General features: G+C 64.6%; 16 protein-coding genes. 5 read left to right on the top strand and 11 right to left on the bottom strand.

Annotated elements, in window-relative coordinates; genetic code table 11:
• Positions 1-7: 7 nt before the first annotated feature.
• From BM136_RS11880 to BM136_RS11870, 3 genes are all read right to left on the bottom strand, one after another.
• The gene (locus BM136_RS11880) at positions 8-988 is read right to left on the bottom strand and encodes a quinone oxidoreductase family protein (RefSeq protein WP_092972027.1); all 981 of its coding nucleotides are present in this window, start codon (positions 986-988) and stop codon (positions 8-10) included.
• A gap of 130 nt (positions 989-1,118) precedes the next feature.
• Positions 1,119-2,459 carry a spinster family MFS transporter gene (locus BM136_RS11875; RefSeq protein ID WP_092972026.1) on the bottom strand — a complete coding sequence of 447 codons (1,341 nt, stop codon included), beginning with the start codon at positions 2,457-2,459 and terminating at the stop codon, positions 1,119-1,121.
• A 71-nt stretch (positions 2,460-2,530) separates the two neighbouring features.
• Complete coding sequence (locus BM136_RS11870) at positions 2,531-3,586, bottom strand: beta-keto acid cleavage family enzyme (RefSeq protein WP_024978576.1); 1,056 nt, start codon at positions 3,584-3,586, stop codon at positions 2,531-2,533.
• A 143-nt stretch (positions 3,587-3,729) separates the two neighbouring features.
• Here BM136_RS11870 and BM136_RS11865 point away from each other — a divergent pair, with 143 nt between their 5' ends.
• The gene (locus tag BM136_RS11865) at positions 3,730-4,794 is read left to right on the top strand and encodes an AraC family transcriptional regulator (RefSeq protein WP_092972025.1); all 1,065 of its coding nucleotides are present in this window, start codon (positions 3,730-3,732) and stop codon (positions 4,792-4,794) included.
• Here the strand turns inward: BM136_RS11865 and BM136_RS11860 are convergent.
• Positions 4,749-6,011, bottom strand: a complete 1,263-nt coding sequence (locus tag BM136_RS11860; protein WP_092972024.1) for an MFS transporter — start codon at positions 6,009-6,011, stop codon at positions 4,749-4,751. The two genes, BM136_RS11865 and BM136_RS11860, sit on opposite strands and share 46 nt — an antisense overlap.
• A 93-nt stretch (positions 6,012-6,104) precedes the next feature.
• A complete protein-coding gene (gene cls / locus BM136_RS11855; protein WP_092972314.1) occupies positions 6,105-7,538 on the bottom strand; it encodes a cardiolipin synthase in 1,434 nt (477 codons plus the stop codon).
• A 186-nt stretch (positions 7,539-7,724) separates the two neighbouring features.
• Between cls and BM136_RS11850 the strand changes: the two genes are divergently transcribed.
• Positions 7,725-9,452, top strand: a complete 1,728-nt coding sequence (locus tag BM136_RS11850) for a phospholipase D family protein (RefSeq protein WP_092972023.1) — start codon at positions 7,725-7,727, stop codon at positions 9,450-9,452.
• Between the two features lie 75 nt (positions 9,453-9,527).
• On the opposite strand, the gene BM136_RS11845 is transcribed toward BM136_RS11850, so the two are convergent.
• Positions 9,528-9,668: an entericidin A/B family lipoprotein gene (locus tag BM136_RS11845; protein WP_009240575.1), complete on the bottom strand. Its 141-nt coding sequence runs from the start codon at positions 9,666-9,668 to the stop codon at positions 9,528-9,530.
• A gap of 292 nt (positions 9,669-9,960) precedes the next feature.
• On the opposite strand from BM136_RS11845, the gene BM136_RS11840 reads away from it, so the two are divergent.
• Positions 9,961-11,529 carry a methyl-accepting chemotaxis protein gene (locus BM136_RS11840; RefSeq protein WP_092972022.1) on the top strand — a complete coding sequence of 523 codons (1,569 nt, stop codon included), beginning with the start codon at positions 9,961-9,963 and terminating at the stop codon, positions 11,527-11,529.
• Between the two features lie 58 nt (positions 11,530-11,587).
• Here BM136_RS11840 and BM136_RS11835 read toward each other — a convergent pair whose 3' ends face one another.
• Both BM136_RS11835 and BM136_RS11830 read right to left on the bottom strand, forming a co-directional pair.
• Positions 11,588-13,003, bottom strand: coding sequence for a bifunctional diguanylate cyclase/phosphodiesterase (locus BM136_RS11835; RefSeq protein ID WP_092972021.1), 1,416 nt, complete (start codon positions 13,001-13,003; stop codon positions 11,588-11,590).
• Positions 13,004-13,226: 223 nt separating this feature from the next.
• Positions 13,227-14,132 carry a flagellar brake protein gene (locus tag BM136_RS11830; RefSeq protein WP_092972020.1) on the bottom strand — a complete coding sequence of 302 codons (906 nt, stop codon included), beginning with the start codon at positions 14,130-14,132 and terminating at the stop codon, positions 13,227-13,229.
• 119 nt (positions 14,133-14,251) lie between these two features.
• Between BM136_RS11830 and BM136_RS11825 the strand changes: the two genes are divergently transcribed.
• Positions 14,252-14,764: a GtrA family protein gene (locus BM136_RS11825; RefSeq protein ID WP_092972019.1), complete on the top strand. Its 513-nt coding sequence runs from the start codon at positions 14,252-14,254 to the stop codon at positions 14,762-14,764.
• A 14-nt stretch (positions 14,765-14,778) separates the two neighbouring features.
• Here BM136_RS11825 and BM136_RS11820 read toward each other — a convergent pair whose 3' ends face one another.
• Complete coding sequence (locus tag BM136_RS11820; protein WP_092972018.1) at positions 14,779-15,255, bottom strand: hypothetical protein; 477 nt, start codon at positions 15,253-15,255, stop codon at positions 14,779-14,781.
• 654 nt (positions 15,256-15,909) lie between these two features.
• On the opposite strand from BM136_RS11820, the gene BM136_RS11815 reads away from it, so the two are divergent.
• On the top strand, positions 15,910-17,250 hold the full coding sequence (locus BM136_RS11815; RefSeq protein WP_092972313.1) for a diguanylate cyclase domain-containing protein: 1,341 nt from the start codon (positions 15,910-15,912) through the stop codon (positions 17,248-17,250).
• Between the two features lie 78 nt (positions 17,251-17,328).
• On the opposite strand, the gene BM136_RS11810 is transcribed toward BM136_RS11815, so the two are convergent.
• Positions 17,329-17,892, bottom strand: a complete 564-nt coding sequence (locus BM136_RS11810) for an acyloxyacyl hydrolase (RefSeq protein ID WP_092972017.1) — start codon at positions 17,890-17,892, stop codon at positions 17,329-17,331.
• 299 nt (positions 17,893-18,191) lie between these two features.
• On the bottom strand, positions 18,192-19,697 hold the full coding sequence (locus BM136_RS11805; protein ID WP_092972016.1) for an efflux transporter outer membrane subunit: 1,506 nt from the start codon (positions 19,695-19,697) through the stop codon (positions 18,192-18,194).
• Position 19,698: the final 1 nt, after the last annotated feature.

Below are 19,698 nucleotides of genomic sequence, written 5' to 3'. Positions count from 1 at the left end.
GCGGCCCTCAGATGACGAAGACGGACGAACCCGTCGTCTTGCGCGATTCCAGATCGCGGTGTGCCTGCACGGCGTCTTCCAATGCGTAGCGCTGGTGGATTTCGATCTTGATGCGACCGGCGGCCACGTGATCGAACAACTCGCCGGCAAGCTCGGCTTTCTCCGCCGGGTCGGCGATGTAATCGGCCAGGGCCGGGCGCGTGAGGTAAAGCGATCCCTTCATCGCCAGCAGTTGTGGGTTGAACGGCGGGATCGGGCCCGATGCCGTGCCCACGCATACCATCAGGCCGCGTCGCTTGAGCGAATCGAGCGAGGCATCGAAGGTGGCCTTGCCCACGCTGTCGAACACCACGTTCACGCCCACGCAGTCGGTCAGTTCGCGCACCCGCTTTGCAACGTCTTCGTGCGCGTAGTTGATGACGTGGTCGCAGCCGTGCGCGCGGGCGATGTCGGCCTTGGCTTCGCTCGATACCGTGCCGATCACCGTCAGCCCAAGCAGCTTGGCCCACTGCGAGACGATCAGCCCCACGCCGCCGGCGGCCGCATGCAGCAGGATCGTATTCCCCTGCGCAAACGGGTAGATGCGGCGCAGCAGGTAGGCCGACGTCAGGCCGCGCATGGTCATGGCGGCGGCGGTTTCGCAGGCGATGGCAGCGGGCAGCTTGATCAGTGGTGCAGCCGGAATGAGGCGTTCGGTGCTGTACGCGCCCAGCGTGTTGATGAAGCCCGTATAGGTCACGCGATCGCCCACGGCGACGTTGCTCACGCCATCGCCCACGGCTTCAACGATGCCTGCCGCTTCCACGCCCATGCCGGCGGGGCGGGGTACGGGATACAGCCCCGAGCGGAAGTAGGTGTCGGCAAAGTTCAGGCCGACGGCTTCGTGGCGCAGACGGACCTGGCCGGGGCCGGGTTGGCCCACTTCGACGGTCTCGCAGCGCAAGACCTCGGGGCCGCCGGTTTCATGAAAGCGGACTGCGGTTGCCATGGGTATCTCCTGGGTTCTTTTCTGATGTTTGGGGTGCGCGCCGCCAGCGCAGCTCGCCTGGCGAGACGCTGTCAAAGCGGAGAGGGGATGGGTGCCTTGAAGGCGGCGCGCGGTTAGCGGAGCAAGGGCGTCATGCGGAAGCCACGGCGGCCGGCGCGGCGGTGGGCGCTGCATCGATCGACACGTTGGCCACGCGCTTGAGTTCAGCTTCGTAGCTACGTGCGGCGAGCAAGAAGCAGCCCGCTGCAACCACGCCGAAGATCGGCATCACTGCCAGAGCGGTTTGCAGACCCCATGCGTCGGACATGGCGCCGCCCACAAACGGCCCGATGGCCAAGCCGAACAAGTTCTGGAACAGCGAGAGCACCGCAGCGCCTGTTGAGCGCACGCCAGGGTGCACTACGTCGAACACCACGCTTGAAGCCGGCGCCACCGTGCACGTCATCAAGAAGCCGCCGAAGGCGATCATGAGGAACTGCTGGTTGGCCGGCATGCTCATGCCGAACGCCGCCATGAATACGAGCAGCGTGACCACGGCCAGCACAGCCACGGCAATCAGCCGGTTGCGCTGGCGGCGCGCTGCAACCACATCGGCCACCACACCCCACACGAAGGCGCCCAGCGCACCGCACAGCACCACCAGTGCGGCTTGCATGGCAGCACGGTCCGGCGGTGTCCCGTGATAGCGATTCAGGTAGCTCGGCAGCCACGCCCAGATGGTCGACACGACGATCAACTGGAAGGCTGCGCCCAGGCACGTCCACCACAGCGTGCGCGAGCTGGTGAGCGCGCCCGCAACGCTTTGCAGGAGCGTGCCTGCGGGCTGCCGCACTTGCGGGCCGCCAGCCGCCATCGCCACCGTCTTGTAGTCCGGCACGAATACATAGAGCAGCGCCAGCACCAGACCCGGTACGCCCACCACGCCGAACGCCGCCTGCCAGCCCCAGCGCGCTGCAATTACGCCACCGAGCAACACACCCAATACCGAACCGACAGATGCCGCGGCAAAGAAGGCGCCCATCAACGTGGCGCGCAGGCGCTTGGGGAACAGGCTGGCAATCAGTGCCGCGCCCACCGAGCCGTAGCCGGTCTCACCCACGCCCACGATGGCGCGCGCGGTGAAGAGTTGTCCGTAATTGCGCGTGAACATGCAGGAGATCGTTGCCAGACTCCATACGGTGGCCATCACGACGATGCTCTTGACGCGGCTGTAGCGGTCGGCCAACAGCGCCACCGGCAGGCCACCCACCGCCACCACGATCGAGATGACCGAGACGAGCGCGCCAAGTTGCTTGTCGGACAGCGCCCAGGCGGTCTTCAGATGCGGAAACAGCGACACGATGACTTGCCGGTCGATGTAATCGAACAGCATCAGTGCAAAGGTCATTGCAAACGCAAACCACGCCTGGGGTCGGCTGACGAGGTAGCCGTCGTGGTGGTCTGCGCGCGGGTCGGCGGCATGCAGATTCATGGTTGTCTCCGAGTGGCGGCGCTTGCGTTGAGCGCCGCCTGTGTTGGCCCGGTGATACTGCGGTTTTTAGTTTAGGCCGCGCGCAGCGGCAGGTTCTTCACGTTCGGGGCACGGTTGGGCGACATGCCGTTCTTCGCCAGCGTTTCTTCCACGCTGTCATATTGCACGCCGATGCGGTAGATGGCGCGGGCTTCCTTGCCGCTGGCAATCTCACGGCCCAGTTCATGCGCCACGCGTACGCACTGCTCGATCTGCTGTACGGACGTCATGCGATTGCCGTGCTGATCGATGATCGTGTCTTCAATGCCGCAGCGCGGGTGCAGGCCCATCGCCATGGCCATCATGTTGAACGGCAGCACGTTCTTGAGCAGCGACTCGGCCGTCAGCGTGCAACCATCCGGCGCACGGTGGATGAAGTTGAAGAAGTTGAACGGATTGGGGCCGTCGAAGCCGCCGCCAATGCCGATCCACGTCAGGTTGAGCGGGCCCTTGTAGACGCCCTTGCGGACGACGCGCTCCAGCGTTTCCAGCGCGTGGATGCCGGTCAATTGGAAGTGCGGCTGCACGCCGGAGGCCTGCAGACGGCGCAGGTGTTCTTCTAGCCAGGCGGGGCCGGCGGGCACGGTCATTTCTGCATAGGCTGCAGCCAGCGCTGGATTGGCCAGCGATGTGCCCTCCAGATATGCCGGATACAGCAACTCCATGATGTTCATCTGCGTGGTGTTGACCGCCACGGTCACCTGGTCGGGCGCCGGGGTCAGGTCGGCCAGCATGTGGCGCGTGTCGTCCGACAGCCACTTGGCGGCTTGCCCTTCGTCTTCCGGCGCAAACGAGATCGAGCCGCCCACCTGGATGATCATGTCGGGCACCGCCGCACGCACGCCGGCAATCAGTTCGTTGAATTTCGAGAGCCGCTTGGAGCCCTTGCCGTCCAGTTCACGCACGTGCAGGTGCAGCACGGTAGCGCCGGCGTTGTAGCAATCGACGGCCTTTTGCACCTGTTCTTCCATCGTGACCGGAATGTCTTCGGGAAAATCTTCCGGCATCCATTCCGGGCCGTACGGCGCAACGGTAATGACGACCTTGTCCTGGTTTTCCGGGTGCAGCGAATCATCGAGGAATTGCATGTTGGGGGCTCCTGTAGGGGATGTCTCGGCTGGACTTCACTATAGGGAAGCGGTAGCTTTGAATTTCTCAATTGGCGCCAAGTTTTTCTCTTCACACGCCATTCCGCGTAAACACCAAGACGGCTCGAAGCTCACTGAAACCTATGGAAACGATGGTGCGTGCCCGCTCGCTCAACGGTTATTTCCAGGTCGTGCGCCGGCTCGGTTTCAACCCGCAGGAAGCCCTGCGGCAGGTGGGGTTGGACCCGGCCAGACTGACCGATCCAGAGCAGCTCGTGTCGGTCGTGGCGACGTGCCAGTTGATGGAAATCACCGCCGCCAGTGCCCCATGTCCGACGCTGGGGCTGCAGATGGCCGAGGCGCGTCAGGAGCTGGATTTCGGTGTGCTCGGCTTGTTGCTGGCCCACAAGCGCACGCTGCGCGAGGCACTGCAGGCCATCATCCAGTACCGCCACCTGCTGAACGAGGCGCTGGCGATCTACCTGGAATCCGATGGCGACATGGTGGTCATTCGCGAAGAGGTCATCACCGAGACGCCGGTGCCGCTGCGGCAGGCCAACGAGCTGGCCGTCGGCGTGCTGGCTCGGACGTGCAGCGCGCTGCTGGGGGTTCACTGGAAGCCGCGCAGCATCCACTTCTCACATGCCGCCCCCAACGACGTCAGCCTGCATCGGCGCGTGTTCGGTTGCCCTATCGTGTTCGGCAGCGACTTTAACGGCATCGTCTGTGCGGCGGCCGATCTGGAGACGCCCAACCCTGCCGCTGACCCGGCCCTCGTGCGTTATGCGGAAAGCCTCGCCGAGCCGCTCAATGTGTCGGCGCAGGAGGCGGTGGTGCAGGACGTGCGTCGCGCGATCTACCTGCTGCTGCCGCTGGAGCGTGCCTCGGTCGAGCAGGTGGCTGATCACCTCCACCTGAGTGTGCGGACCTTGCAACGTCAGTTGGAAGCGGCGGGCATGACGTTTTCTGACCTGGTGGAGGAGGTCCGGCACAACCTCGCCGTTCGCTACATGGCGAACCCGAGCTACCGGATCGGGCGGGTGGCCGCGTTGCTCGGCTACACGCGGCAGGCGTCGTTCACGCGCTGGTTCATCGCCCACTTTGGCATGACGCCGCGCGCGTGGCGCGATCGGCAGCGCGGCGACCGCGGTGCCGACGCGGCTCAGGCAGGTTCGAGCCCGGCCGACGTATCGTCCGCACGCGGTTGACGCGCCAGCCGCACCGCAGGCGATTGCAGGATGCACAGCAACTGCAGCGCAAAACCTGCTACCGCCATCAGCAAGCACGCCCCCACACCGGCGTGTGCAGCGAGCCACGCGGCCATTGCCGCGCCGATCGGCCGGGCGCCATACGACATCACATTCACTGCGGATACGCGCGCGAGCAGGGCGGGCGGCGTCACCGTCTGCCGCAACGTGGTGGTGCTGACCACCCACAGAATCGGCCCACAACCCAGCAGAAAGAAGCCCGCTTGTGCCAGTGCCGGCCACGGCTGCCAGAGCGTGGCCGCAAGCAGCACACCGCCCGCCAGTCCACACACGGGGCCAGTCGCCACCACATGGCCGAAGCGCCAGCGCGCCAGAATGCGGGCGGCCAGCAGCGCGCCGATCACCATGCCCGCGCCGTACATGCCGAGCGTCAGCCCAATCGCTTGTGCAGAGAGGTTCAACCGATGCGCCGCATACGGAACGAAGATGGCCAACACCATGAAGAACGCCATGGTGAAAACGCACTGCGTGATGAACACCGGCCGCAGCAGCGGATGGTGAAACACGAAGCGCGCGCCCTCGGCAATGTCCCGCAGCGGGTGCGCCGCATGCCGCGCCACGGGCTCCGGAGCGGTCACGCCGGCCAGCAGTGCCGCAGCCATGGCGGACAACGCTGCAGCCAGCGTGAACGCCGCCATCGAGCCGGTCCAGCCGATCAACGCACCGCCGATGGCCGGGCCGCACGCAAATGCAATGGTGCGCGCCAGTTCGATTCGGCCGTTCGCGCGTGCAAGCATTGCTGCCGGCACGAGCGAGGGCACCAGCGCAGGCGCCGCCACGCTGAACACCACCGTGCCGCACACGGCAATGAAGCCCAGCCCGCCCAGCGCAGCCAGGTTCAACCGCCCGGCCACCAGCAGGCCCGCCACAACACACAACGCCAGCGCGCGCACCGCCTCTGCGCCGGCCATCAATGCACGCTTGGGCCAACGGTCCGCCAGCATGCCAATGGGAATGGCAAACAGCACGAACGGCAGCGTGAGCGCCACTTGCAGCCAGCTCGCCGTGCTGGCGTCGGCATGCAGCGTGAGCACCGCAACCATTGGCATGGCGGCCAGTGCAATCTGCTCGGCTGACTGCGCAGCCAGGTTCGAACCCGCCAGCCGATTGAAACCCGGCGGCAGGCGGTCGGCAGCAAGATCATGGGAATCGGACATCGCACACTCCTGAAAATGTTCGCTTCAGGGTAGGGACGGCGATGCCTCGATGCGCTCCGCTTCTTGCGGGCGAACTCGGAATTTGGAGCGTGATTACAAGATGGGGGCGAACAGCTTGGCGACGTGCATGATCACGCGGCGCAGCGGGTGTGCGTGTTCGTATTCGTCACGGCCGACGCGGGCAGCTTCGGCAAAATCGGCTTCGAGCATCTGCGCGACGTCGTTGGCGAAGCGTGAGTCGGCGGTCATGATCATCAGCTCGAAGTTCAGGCGGAACGAACGGTTGTCGAGGTTGGCGCTACCCACGGCGGCGGCCTCATCGTCGATCAGCACGACCTTCTGGTGCAGGAAGCCGGGCAGGTAGCGGTAGATCTTCACGCCGGCGCGGATCGCCTGATATGCATACAGCGTGGACGCCAGGAACACCATGTGATGATCCGGCCGCGAAGGGATCAGGATGCGCACGTCCACCCCGCGCAGCACGGCCAGACGCAGCGCGGCAAACACAGCTTCGTCTGGAATGAAGTACGGCGACGTGATCCACAGCCGCTTGCGTGCTGATTGGATGGCTTCCATGAAAAACAGCGAGCAGGTTTCCTGCTTGTCGGCCGGGCCGCTGGCGACCACCTGGCAGACCATGTCTTCTTCGGGCCGCAGTTCCGGAACGATCAGCTGCGGCACTTCGTGCGCGGCCCAGTACCAGTCTTCGGCAAAGGTCAACTGCAAGTCCATCACTGCGGCACCGACGATCTCGATATGCGTGTCGCGCCACGGGGCAAGCGGCGGCTTTTCGCCCATGTATTCGTTGCCGACGTTGTGGCCGCCAACGTAAGCGCGCTCGCCGTCCACCACGACGAGCTTGCGGTGGTTGCGAAAGTTGAGCTGGAAGCGGTTGACGAACCCGGCGTGCGTGGAGAACGGTTTGGCGTGCACGCCGCCTTCGACGAGCCGATGCACATAGTGGCGGGGCAGCGCGTGGCAGCCGATGCTGTCGAAGAGAAAGTACACGTGCACCCCGGCCCGCGCGCGGTCGAGCAGCAGTTCGGCCAGGCGGCGGCCGAGCGTGTCGTCATGCACGATGAAGAACTGCACGATGAGCACGCGCCGCGCCTGCGCAATCGCCGCAAAGATGGCATCGAAGGTTTCCGCGCCGTTGACGAGCAGCCGCACGCGGTTTCGAGCCAGGCACGGCGTGCCGGTCAGGCGCGGCAAGGCCTGCATGCAGGTGTGCTGCGGTGCGACCACGCTGGATTCATGGTCGCGCAGTCGGCGCCAGTCGTCAGACAGGGTGATTTCGCGCAGGCGGGCGTTGTGAAAGCGCCGCGCATCCACGTAACCGGCAAAGGTGCTTCGCCCGAAGATCAGATAGGGGATCAGCGTGAACTCCGGCAGCGTCACCAGTGAGATGGCCCACGCGATGGCGCCCTGCGACGTGCGCACGGTCAGCACAGCATGCATGGCGGCGAGGACGCCCACGCAGTGCACAAGAAAGAGGAAGGTGGCAAATGCCGTGGTGTTGGTCAGCATGGAAAGCGGCGGGGAAAACAGCACACCGTTGGCCATTTTGACACGCCCCACGTGGCGTCGGACAAACACGGATACTGCCCCGGCTGATATCTCGCGTAGTCTGGCCGTGGCGGCCGTTCAGGCACGACGCGTGCTGGTGTGAAGTCGACGTCCTTTCGACCCGCCGTACCCAAGACGACATCGAATATGCAAGGGCACCCGAGGAACTTCCCGATCGCGTATCTGCGCGCCTGGTTCGCCTGTCTGGCCATCGCGCTGGTGACAGGCTGCGCAAGCCTGCCCGAGCACGTCGATCGACCCGTGACGACGGCGCTGCCCAATGCCGAGTCGGCCACCTCGCTGGGGCGCTTGGCGCAGACGAATGCGCCGGCGCCCGAGGTGTCCGGCTTTCGGCTGATCCCGTCGGGCGAAGAAGCCTACGCCACGTTGCTCACGCTGGCCGACCGGGCCGAGCGCACGCTCGACTTGCAGTACTTCATCATTGCGAGCGACAACAGCGTGCGCGAACTAATGCGCCATGTGCGGGCCGCTGCGGATCGCGGGGTGCGCGTGCGCATGCTGGTAGACGATCTGCACAGCGATGGGCGCGATCTGGCATTTCTGAAATTTTCGTCGCACAAGAACATCGATGTGCGGCTGTTCAACCCGTTTCCGGGCGGGCGGATGTCGAATGTCACACGGTACCTGAGCGGCGCGGCTGAGTTCCGCCGCGTCAATCGGCGCATGCACAACAAGGCCTTCATTGCCGACAACGCGTTGGCCGTGACGGGCGGGCGCAACTTGGGCGCCGAGTATTTCACGCAGAACCAGACCACCAACTTCGTCGATCTGGACGTGCTGGCCGCGGGGCCGGCGGTGCGTCAGCTATCGTCAGCGTTCGATGCGTACTGGAATAGCGAATTTGCCTATCCGGTGCAGGCGCTGGCGCCCGAGCCGAGCACGGCACATCCGCCCGAGCCGAAGGAGGGCAGCTATCCGCCGCCGGTGACGATGCCAGATCGGCCGGCAGGGCCACCGCAGCATATCGATGTGCCGACCCGGCCGATCAACATGGGCTCCGGTTCCGCCAAGCCGGCGTCCGAGCAGACCATCTCGCAGCTCGAGCAGCGTCGCAACCAGACCGATCTCGCCAGCCCGGCGCCAGAGCAGCCCTTGCCGCTGAAGCCCGCGCCGCGCGACTGGTTTCTGGCCGACCAGATTGCCCGGGGCCGCCTGCGCCTGGAATGGGCGCCCGCGCAGGTGATCGTCGACCGTCCAGCCAAGGTGTCGGGTGATGAGGTGGAACCCGGCGGCGAGCGCCTCGCCCAGACGCTTCTGCGTCTGATTGACGAGGCCAAGCGGGAGGTCGTGCTGATCTCGCCGTACTTCGTGCCGGGCAAGCGCGGTATCGAGGTGGCCAAGCGCCTGCAGGATCGTGGCGTGCGCCTGCGGGTGCTGACCAACTCGCTGGCAGCGACCGACGCACCCATCGTGCATGTGGGCTATGCCAGATATCGGAGCCAGTTGATCGATGACGGCGTTGAGCTGTACGAACTGCGTCCGACGCTGGGGGATCGCCCTAAGGTGATCGGCACGTTCCGTTCGTCACAGGCAAGCCTGCATGTGAAATCGATCGTGGTGGACCGCAGCACGCTGTTTGTCGGCTCAATGAACATCGACCCGCGTTCCATCGGGTTGAATACGGAGACAGGGTTGATCATCCGCAGCCCGGTGCTTTCAGAGGCGGTGGCCAAGCTGTTTGACGACTCGGTGCGCGACAGCGCCTACCTGGTGACCAAGGAAAATGGCCACCTGCGCTGGACCACGCATGAGAACGGCAAGGAGGTCGTTGTCGATCACGAACCGGAAGTGGGCCTGGGTCGCCGGACGTGGATTCAGATGCTGGCGCCGTTTACCCCGGAAGAACTGCTGTAGCGGTTCCAAAAGAAAAACGCCGCGAATTGCGGCGTTTCTTGACTCAGGCCAGGCGCTCGCCCAGCCGTCGCTGCATTACATCTTCTGCTTGGTGTTGTCCGCAGCGTTTTCCAGCTTCTGGCCACCCGTCTGGATGTCCTTGCCCATGCCTGCCATCGTGTTACAGCCCGCCAGGACGGCGCAGCCCAGGGCCAGCAGTGCGATCAGTTTCTTCATCTCGATCCCCTTGTGAGCCGTGCGGTATCCCGCACGATGTTCGCGTGATTGCCACCCGAGCGGTGGCGCAACCCGCATTTTAGTGCGACCCCGCGCACGTGGGGTGCGTCAGCCGCATCTTTTTTACCTTCTTGCATATCACTTGCAGCGTATCCCGGACATTCGCGGTCACGCCCTCTATTTCCACCGTGCCCTGCCGTTAGCACCTTTGGGGAGTGAACAGGGTGCCTGAAGAGGGGCGCGGGAAGAGGATCTCGGCGCCACACGGCTCAACCATGCAGGGGAAAAACACATGTGGAAGTGGATGGATACGAGCATTCGCACGCGGCTGACGTTCCTGGTCGCGGTATTTGCGGTGATGATTGCCGTGGTGGGCTTCGCGGGTATCACCACCGGCCGGGCGACCAATGACGATTTGCGTGCGGTGTATCTGGAAGATGCCAAGGGCCTGGATCTGCTGGCCAAAGACACCATCAACCTGCTGTGGGCGCGCATTCACCTGACCAATTTCGATTCGGTTTCGTCGCCTGAAGAACTGAAGAAGCTACTGTCCGATGCGCATGGCATGGTCAACTCGGCCAACGATGCCTGGGCCCAGTTCATGAAGCTGCCGATTCCGGAAGCCGACCGCGCCCAGTTGCAAGCCGCCGACGCGGCACGCACCAAGTTCGTCAAAACGGCGCTGGAGCCGGCCATTGCCGCACTGGAACGCAGTGACCTCACCACGTATCGCGAACTGAACACGAACCTGGTGCCCAAGCTGTTTGTGGATTACGACTCGGCGCTCGGGCCCCTGGTCGGGGCGCGTTTCAAGTACGGCCAGCAACGCTTTGACCATTCCCAGTCGCGCTACGCGATGAGCATCTGGATCTCGGGTGGCTTGCTGGCCGCCGCGCTGGTGCTGTCGGTGGTAGCGCGCGGCGTGCTCGGCCGTACGGTGGTGCGTCCGCTGGAGCGCGCCATTCAGGTGTTCGAGCGCATGGCATCGGGCGACCTTGCCACGCGTATGGAAGGCCAGACCGCCGCGGGCCGCCGCGATGAAACCGCACGCCTGATGCATGCGGTGTCGTCCATGCAGACCAGTCTGCAGCAGATCATCGGGCAGGTGCGCACGGGCTCGGATTCGATCGCCAGCGCTACCAAGCAGATTGCTGCCGGCAATGCCGACCTTTCGCAGCGCACGGAGCAGCAGGCATCGTCGTTGGAAGAAACCGCGTCGAGCATGGAAGAGCTGACGAGCATCGTGAAGCAGAATGCCGATAACGCGCGTCAAGCGAGCACGCTGGCCGTCAATGCGTCGGATATCGCGGTCAAGGGTGGGGAAGTCGTGGGCCGCGTGGTGAACACGATGGCCGGCATCAATGAAAGCAGCCGAAAGATTGCCGACATCATCGGCGTGATCGAAGGCATTGCGTTCCAGACGAACATCCTGGCGTTGAATGCCGCGGTGGAAGCCGCACGCGCTGGAGAGCAGGGCCGCGGCTTTGCCGTCGTTGCCGGAGAGGTGCGCAGCCTTGCGCAGCGCAGCGCCACGGCGGCCAAGGAAATCAAGGAACTGATCGGCGATTCGGTGGGCCGCGTGCAAAACGGTACGACCCTGGTGGCCGAAGCTGGCACGGTGATCGACGAGGTGGTGGTGGCGGTGCGCCGCGTGACCGACATCATGGGCGAGATCAGCGCTGCGTCGGAAGAGCAGAGCAGCGGCATCGAACAGGTCAACCAAGCCGTTACGCAGATGGATCAGGTGACGCAACAGAATGCGGCGCTGGTCGAACAGGCTGCGGCTGCGGCGGAATCGCTGGAAGAGCAGGCCGAGGCGTTGCGCAGCGCGGTGTCGGTCTTCCGTGTCGAGCACGCATGAGCAGCACGCGCGCAAGCACCAACGCCCTTCCGCCTGGCGGGCTGGAGGGCATTTTCTTTTACGGCATCAGATCGCGTGCGCGCTCGGCAATCACGTCTTGCGTGTCGTCGATCCAGCGGGCAGGGAAGGGTTGCGAGAGCAGGTAGCCCTGGATCACGTCGCATCGGCAGGCACGCAATGCATGGAGCTGCACGGCGGTTTCCACGCGCGTGGCGGTGACGGGCACGCCCGCACCATGCGCCGCAGTCACCAGGCGTTGCAGCACCGCGTGATCGCTTGCGTTGGTCACTGCGTTGACGACGGCCTGATCGAGCTTGACTTGATCGGGGCGGAACGTTGCCAGGCAATCGAGGCTGTGTGCAGTGGCGCCAAAGTCTTCTATTGCTACGCGTGCGCCACAGGCGTGCAGGGCTTCCACGGCTTTCTGCGCCGAGCCGTTGGCACGCTGCAGCGTGTGTTCTGAGATCTCGAAAACGAGGCGCGTGGTGGGCACCGCATGGCGCGCGGCAATGTCGCGCACGACGTCGCTCAACTGCGGATCGAGCAACTGCGCAACCGACAAGTTGACGGCAGCATGCACGCCTGGCTGATGCCGGTTGTTGCGTCCTGCGCGCTGAGATTCTTCGCGCAGCAGCCCGGCCAGCATCTGGGCGGCGTTGTCGAGCACCCAGTGGCCCACTTCGCGAATGTCGCCCGTCTGCTCCAGGATCGGCAGAAAATCGGCCGGTGCCACGCCTCCCAGCTCCGGTGAAATCCAGCGCAGCAAAAATTCGTAGCCGACGATCCGTCCGTCGGTCAGGCTCAGTTGCGGCTGCAGGTTCAGGCTGAATTGGCGGCGGGCCAGCGCGTGGCGTAGTTGGGCGGCCAGGCGCGGGTGCTCGGTGACGGGGTCGTATCCATCGTCCTCGGCGACGTGAACGCCACTGCGTGGAGGCATGGCCGCCGGGGCGTAAAGCGCTGGGCTTCGTTCGGCACCGTGCTGAACACCGTACAGTGCCCGGTCGGCCTGTTCGATCAGCCGCGCTGCATCCGAGGGCATGCCCTCGAAAAGCGTCATGCCGATGCTGCACGAGCAGACCAGCTCATAACCATGCGTGATGTAAGGCCGCGTGAGCGCAGCAGAAATCCGTCGCGCGAGATCGTGCACATCCTGTGCCGAGACGAAATCTGCGCAGGCAACGGCAAAGGTCTCATGGCCGACGCGCCCGACGATGGGTGCGATGCCATCCGCGGGCGGCACGCTCAGCGCTTCAAGCCGCGATGCACATTCGACGATGACCTCGCGCGCGGCGAGCGGCCCGAGCGTGTTGGTCGCCTCGGCAAAATGGTCGAAGCTGATCAGCAGCAGGGCGCCGATCGCGTCCTGGCGTGCGGGTTGCGGCATGGCAGCCAGCAGTTGGACGAATCGTTCGCGGCCCGGCAATCCGGAGATCGGATCCAGACTCGATGGCGCGGCAGACCTTGCGCGGCTCATAAATGGGATCGTCCTGCAAATGCCTTTAAAACGGATATACGTGCACTTGATACGTTGTCAATTGTATAGCTTTGTCACAAGCAAGCCTGCGGCATCATAAGCCGAAAATCGGCCACGGTGGCCGATTACCGGCATGTTTTCGCGTGAGTCCGGCGCGCCTTTTTAACGTTTAACAGCAATTAATTCTGATCAAAGAACTACGAATATCAGGTCGGTCGGCACGTTACACCATGCGCTGGCCGCCCCACAGCAACTGTTCGTAGATAAAGCATTGCAGCAGCATTTTCTGGGCCGCGACCAATTCGACGAATTCCACGCCGTATTGGTAGACGTTGGGCAGGTCGGCCGGCTTTTCACTGCGCACGAGGGCCGCAGCCACCAGCTCGGAGTGGTAGTCGCGCGTTTTCACCCGGAAGCGCAGACGCGCCGGCGCGCCGCTCACTTCCAGCCGATGCGCGGAGCGGAACGACGCGCCCGTCGTGCTGATGTCGGAGATATGGATCATGCGCGGCGGGTCGCCGCTCACCAGCATCTTGCCGACCACGTTGGCGCGCACGCGCAGCGATTTGCGCAACGTGCGGTTCTTGATCCGCCGCGGCGGTGACAACACGACGTATTCGAACGGGATGCGGCACACCGCCATCACCGTGCATTCGAAGCTGGCAATGCCCTCGCCCGAGAAGGCGTGCACTTCCACCAGTTCGTCCTTGACCGGCATGACCGTACGGCCGCTTTCGGTGGGCATGGTGATGAGCAGATGGCGCTGCGGGCTGTAGCCCATCACGCGTGCGGCGCCCTTGGTCTGGCCGGCGCCCGCAGTTAGGCGCACGGTCAGCATGCCGCCGGGGCGCAGGCCCAGCAGCTCCATGGCGATCGTCCGTTCACCGTCAGGGTCGTCGCCCATGTCGGGGAACATCGTGTTCGGGAACTGCGTATTTGCAAACACGGGCGCAGGCGCGGGCGTGCCGTCCGCCAGCCGATGCGGGCGGTGCAGCGTGCACAGCAGGTCGATCTCCTCCGGGGAGTGGATGACGTCGCCCTTTGGGACGAGCAACTGCCCGTCGGCGTCAAGCATCGGCCACGGAAGGGGGATCGCAAGCGGAATGTCGAGAGGTTGAAGTTCGAGCATGGCAATGGGGGAGCCAACAGCCGCGCAGGGCCCCACGTTTCTATACGGCCAAATGTTGCACAACTTTAAGCGCACTTACTGTGCAGGGACCGTGGCACGCGAGTTGCGGCCTCGCAGCCATGATCGAGCACAATGTCGGTTCCAAAGTGGACGGGGTGAGCGCGCGTATGGCGTCTCGGCAGCATTTCTGGGCGGCGGTTGAGCAATTTGCGCGCTATGTGGTCATCGGTGGCAGCGCAACGCTGGCGCACTATGTGGTGCTGTTCGGACTGGTGCAAGTAGGCGTCTCGCCTTGGCGAGCGTCCGTGGCGGGCAGCGTGATCGGAGCGACGCTCAATTACTTCATCAGCCGGCAGGCCGTCTTCAACAGCACACGCGGGCACGTGGGCGCGATGGTGCGGTTCGGCCTGGTGGCCTTTCTCGCGCTGGGGTGCAACGCGACCATCATGGCCATCGGCCTGGGAATTGGCCTGTATTACCTGATCGCGCAGATGTTCGCCTCGGCCATCACGGCAATCTTCAACTTCGTGGTGCACCGGTACTGGACGTTTCGTGACGCCGACGCAGTCGGCGCGCCCACTGAGCCGCAGCCGACCATCGTGCCGGAGCGGCCCACGCACCACGGGCGTTGAGCGGTCCCGCCGCGTTAATGCCGGCTGGCTACGCCTTGCAGGCTGGCCGCGGTTTCCGTGACGAGTGTCACTTCACCGATGCCGTCGGCGGGCGGGGCGGGGGCATCGTCACGCAAGCGCTCCACCACCAAGCGCACATCGATCACATCGGCCACGCCGGCTGCCTCTAGCGAAACAAGTGCGGCCAACTGCGCAATCGCAAACGTATCCGCCAGCAGCGGCGTGTCGTCGTGGAGATCGCCTGCCACGCGTGCGGGCGAGCTTTGGTGGGCAGCGCGAGTGGGATGCTGCGCGGTCTCACGGGCGCGATAGGCGAAGTACGCGTCGGCAAAGTGCACGCGGTGCGCATCGAATACGCGCACGGCGGCAGTCAGGGCATCGTCCACCCACGCCGGATCGACTGGCGTACCCGGTTCGGCTTCGGGCAGGCCCGCGAGCTTGAGCGCATACCGATGCGTCTGCGTGCCTGGGGCGACAAAACTCAATTCCATACGACCTCCCACAGCCGCGTGCGCTGGTGCCGCGGCTTCGCCGTGTTTGAATTCGCCCCCCGAAGCGATATTGAAGAATAGTAACGGAGCCGCCCGATTGCGCGTTTCGTCCTTCCGGATGAGGTCGAGGGACCTTGTCTTCACCTTAAGACATTCACAATGTGGAGATCGTGGCCAACCCACATAGCAAACGGTTGCTTGCCGGCAGCGCCTGCGCGACCTAACCAAACGGCTAGCTGCTTCGCAGCGGGGTCCGGTGTAGAGTGCTCGGGTGTCCGGCGACGCTGGGCAGCTGTCGACAATCAAGGTCGACAAACGCAGACGGGAATGACGCGGGGCGCGTTTCCTTCGCGTCATTTCGCGCACGAGGGGACCCAAAGCGGGCACGCGGTCCATGTCCCCTCGCGGGAAGGGATTGCCCCGTTAACTCGCGGCTTCTATAGTCCGCCTCGATTCGTGCGCTTGTAACGCACCAAGGTTTGCCATTACCGGCCGCCAACTGGGCCACGCAGACCACGAGACCGGTTACGGGGATCACGCCAACCGCCACCGCGCGCGCCTGATGCAACCATTGCGTCAAAGGGCACCGGAGGCGCGATGGCCATCACATCAGCCACGCCCCCGGGACTGCCGCATTCGCGAAACAGCATCGCCATGCTTGAGGACCACCACTTGTACAAGGCTGCGATCGAACATTCGCCGATAGGAATCGGCCTGTGCGCGCCGGAGGGTCGCTTCCTCGACGTGAACCGTGCGCTGTGCGCGCTGACTGGTCACGAAGCACAGGCCCTGCGTGCGCGCGATCTGTTCGACCTTTGCCACCCCGATCACACTGAACGCGCACGACATGGTGTCGAGTCGCTGCTCGCCGGTCAGCGCGATGCGCTGTCGATGGAAACGCGCCTCGTCCGTCAGGACGGCAGCACCGTGTGGGTGCAGACCGACGTGGCGGTGGCGCGCGACGACGGCAACGAGCATCTCGTCGTGCAGATGCAGGACGTGACCGCGCGCCGGCTGGCGCTGGAATCGCTGCGCGCGTCGGAGCAACGGTTGGCCTATGTGCTCGATGGCGCGGGGCTGGGTACGTTCGACTGGTCTACGCGCACACGGCATGTGTCGTTCAACCGGCGGACGGCCGACATGCTCGGCTACGAGCCGGCGGATCTTTCCAACGATCCGGATGCGTGGTACGCCATGGTGCACCCGCAAGACGCCGCATTGAGCGCGCGACGCATCTATCGCCATATGCGCGGCGATGCCGACAGCTTTGAGATCGAGCAGCGCATGCGCGCTCGCCATGGCCAATGGATCTGGGTGGCTGCGCGCGGGCGCGTGACCGAACGCGATGCCCGTGGCGTGGCCACGCGTGTAAGCGGAACGCTGCTCGACGTGACGCAGCGGCGCGCGGCGCTGGATCAGGCGCACCACCTCGCGCTGCATGATCCGCTCACGGACTTGCCCAATGCGCGTTTGCTTCGTGATCGCCTGTTCGTGGCTATTCAGGCGGCACGTCGCGCGCGCGGCCAGGTCGCCGTCGTGTTCATTGATCTTGATCGCTTCAAGCCGGTCAACGATGAGTATGGCCACGCCGTGGGAGATCTCGTTTTGAAGGCCACGGCCATGCGCTTGCGCAGCGGACTGCGCGCTTCGGACACGGTGGCGCGCCTGGGTGGCGATGAATTTGTCGCTGTCCTCACGCACTGCGCCACGCGCGACGATGTGACGCAAACCGTGGAACGCCTGATCGAAGAATTGCAGACGCCGTTTCGTGTGGAAGGCCATGTGCTGTCGATGGGCGTGAGCGCCGGCGTGGCGCTGTATCCGACCGACGGGCATGACGCGCAGACACTCATCCGCAATGCCGACGCAGCGATGTATGAAGTCAAGCGTGCCGGCGGCAACGGCCTGGGCTTCCATGCCTCGCTCAACTACGAGCGGTTGATGGGCATGCGATCGCGCGATCGTGATCTCGATGGCGAAGCCGGCGCACGCTGATCCGCTACCGCGCACCCAAACAAAACGGCCCGCCGAAAGGCAGGCCGTTTTTCTTGGAGCGTCGCAAACGCTCAAGTCTTAGAACGTGTAGCGCAGGTACAGCTCATTCAGGTCCGTGCCCGGGTTCGGGCGCTTGATCGACGCATTCGACAGGTGTTCGAAGCGGTAGCCCATCTGGAATTGCTGCTTGCTGCCAAAGGCCACGCCCACGCCGATCATGTCGGAGAACTGGAAGGCCGTGCTGAAGTTGTGCTCATCCGACGTGCGGGTGTGCGAGAGCAGGCGCGGGCCAACGCCAGCTTCAATGAATGGCACCCACGAGCCGCCGCGCTTTTCAATGCGGAACAGCGGCGTTACGCCAAATTCGGTCAGGTTCTGGCGGTTGGTTCCCTTGGTCGAGCGCCATTGGCCCAGCGCCACTTCCCAATCCAGGTTCACGAACCAGCCTTCCGGGTTGCCCCAGTGGAAGCCCGAATCGAAATCCAGATCGACCCCATATTTCTCGATGCCGTGGCGGTTGTCCTTGCCGTAGATGACGCGCACGGACGGGTCGGCCTGGGCAGGCAGGGCGGCAAACAGCGTGGCGGCGCCCAGGGCGGCAGCCAGCAGCTTGGCAGAACGGGGAAGCGCGGATCGGATCATCGGAGAGAGCGGAATCAATTGAGCGGCGCGCGTGAATCGGGGCAACTGCGTCGGCAACCACGCGCGCGGCGGACATGGTGGCTGGCAAACAGACGGTCTGGATAGCACCGGGGCGGCTTGCAAGGCATCGGACGACGCAATTTGCGCGCCCGCTGCTGCATCAGCCGGCCCGGATGGTCGGGCGGTCTGAAATAAATCCCGTCGATTATAGGGGGAACTTTCCGACTGCGTGCGGGCTTACGCACAAGGGGACATTGCCGGTGGCGAAACGTTGTCGGCCACCGGCAACAAGAGAAGGGTCATTGCGCGGCAGGCGCGGATGCCGGTTGCAGCGCCGCTTGGCCAACCACCGGCACTTCGCCGTGCCACCCGCCGCCCAGCGCCTTGACCAGCAGCACCGCTGCTGAATACTGCTTGCCCTGCAGCGTGAGCAGCGTGCGCTCGGCATTGTAGGCCGTGGCCTGTGCGGTGATGACTTCCAGGAAGCTCACCGTGCCCGCGCGATAGCGGTTCAGATTGAGTTGCGCGGCTTCCTGCGCGGCCTTGACGGCATCGGCCTGTACGCCAAATTCCTGCGTCTGCCAGCGAAGCGCGGCGAGGTTGTCTTCGACATCCTGGAACGCGCCCAGCACCGTCTGGCGGTATGTCGCGACCGACGCATCGTAAGCAGCACCGGCCTTGTCGACGGCGGCTGCACGCGCGCCGCCATCGAACAGCGTGGCGGCCAGCGTTGGGCCGATCGACCAGACGCGGCTGGGCAGCGTTGCCAGGCGCGAAAGCGTGTTGGCCGCCAAACCGGTCGAGGCTCCCAGCGTGAGCGTCGGGAAGTACGCAGCCTTGGCCACACCGATCTGCGCGTTGGCAGCGGCCATGCGGCGCTCGGCGGCGGCAATGTCGGGGCGGCGTTCCAGCACGGCCGATGGCACTTCCAGCGGAATGGCGGGCAGGGCCGGCAAGTCGGCTGCGCTGGCTGCGGTGGCCGGAGCCAGCGAGAATTCCGCCGGCGGTTTGCCGATCAGCACCGCAATGGCGTGCTCAAGCTGCGCGCGCGTGACTTCGGTATCCAGCAGCAACGCCTGCGACTGCTTGAGCTGCGTCTGCGCGGTCAGTACATCCGAACGCTGCGCCACGCCCACCGAATACTGGTTTTGCGTGAGCTTCAGGAAGCGCTCGTAGTCTGCAACCGTGCGTTGCAAGACAGCCTTCTGGGTATCCGTGACACGCAATTGAAAATAATTCTGCGCAAGCGTTGCCTGCGCGGACAGCAAAGCGGACGACAGATCACCGGCACTGGCTTGCGCGCTGGCCTTGTTCGACTCCACCGATCGGCGGATGCGGCCCCACAGATCCAGTTCCCAGCTGGCGTTGAGTGACAGGCTTTGCGAGTTGAGCAGACTCGGGTTGCCTGTCGACAGGCTGCCGTCCGGGTTGACCGAGGTGCGCACTGAACGGCTGCGCGTGGCCGATGCATTGGCACCCAGCGTCGGGAAGAACGAAGCCTGCGCCGATTGCACCAGCGCCTGGGCCTGGCGGTATTGCGCCTCGGCCACCAGGATGTTCTGGTTGGCGGCGGCCACCTGTTCTTCGAGCGCGTTCAATTGCGGGTCGTTGAAGATCTCCCACCACTTGCCGCGGGCGATGGCGTCGCTCGGGTCGGCGATTTTCCAGTCGCCGGCTTCCTTGTATTGCTGCGGCACTTCGGCGGTGGGGCGCTTGTAATCGGGCCCGACCGCGCAGGCCGAGACGAGCGCGCACGCGGCCAGCGCGAGCAACGAGGTGCGAAGGGCTTGAGTGCCTCTTGTCATG

Source organism: Ralstonia sp. NFACC01 (genome assembly GCF_900115545.1).
GTDB classification, from domain to species: domain Bacteria; phylum Pseudomonadota; class Gammaproteobacteria; order Burkholderiales; family Burkholderiaceae; genus Ralstonia; species Ralstonia mojiangensis.
The sequence above is the reverse complement of the archived record's forward strand: the minus strand, read 5'-3'. Positions and strand labels throughout refer to the sequence as shown.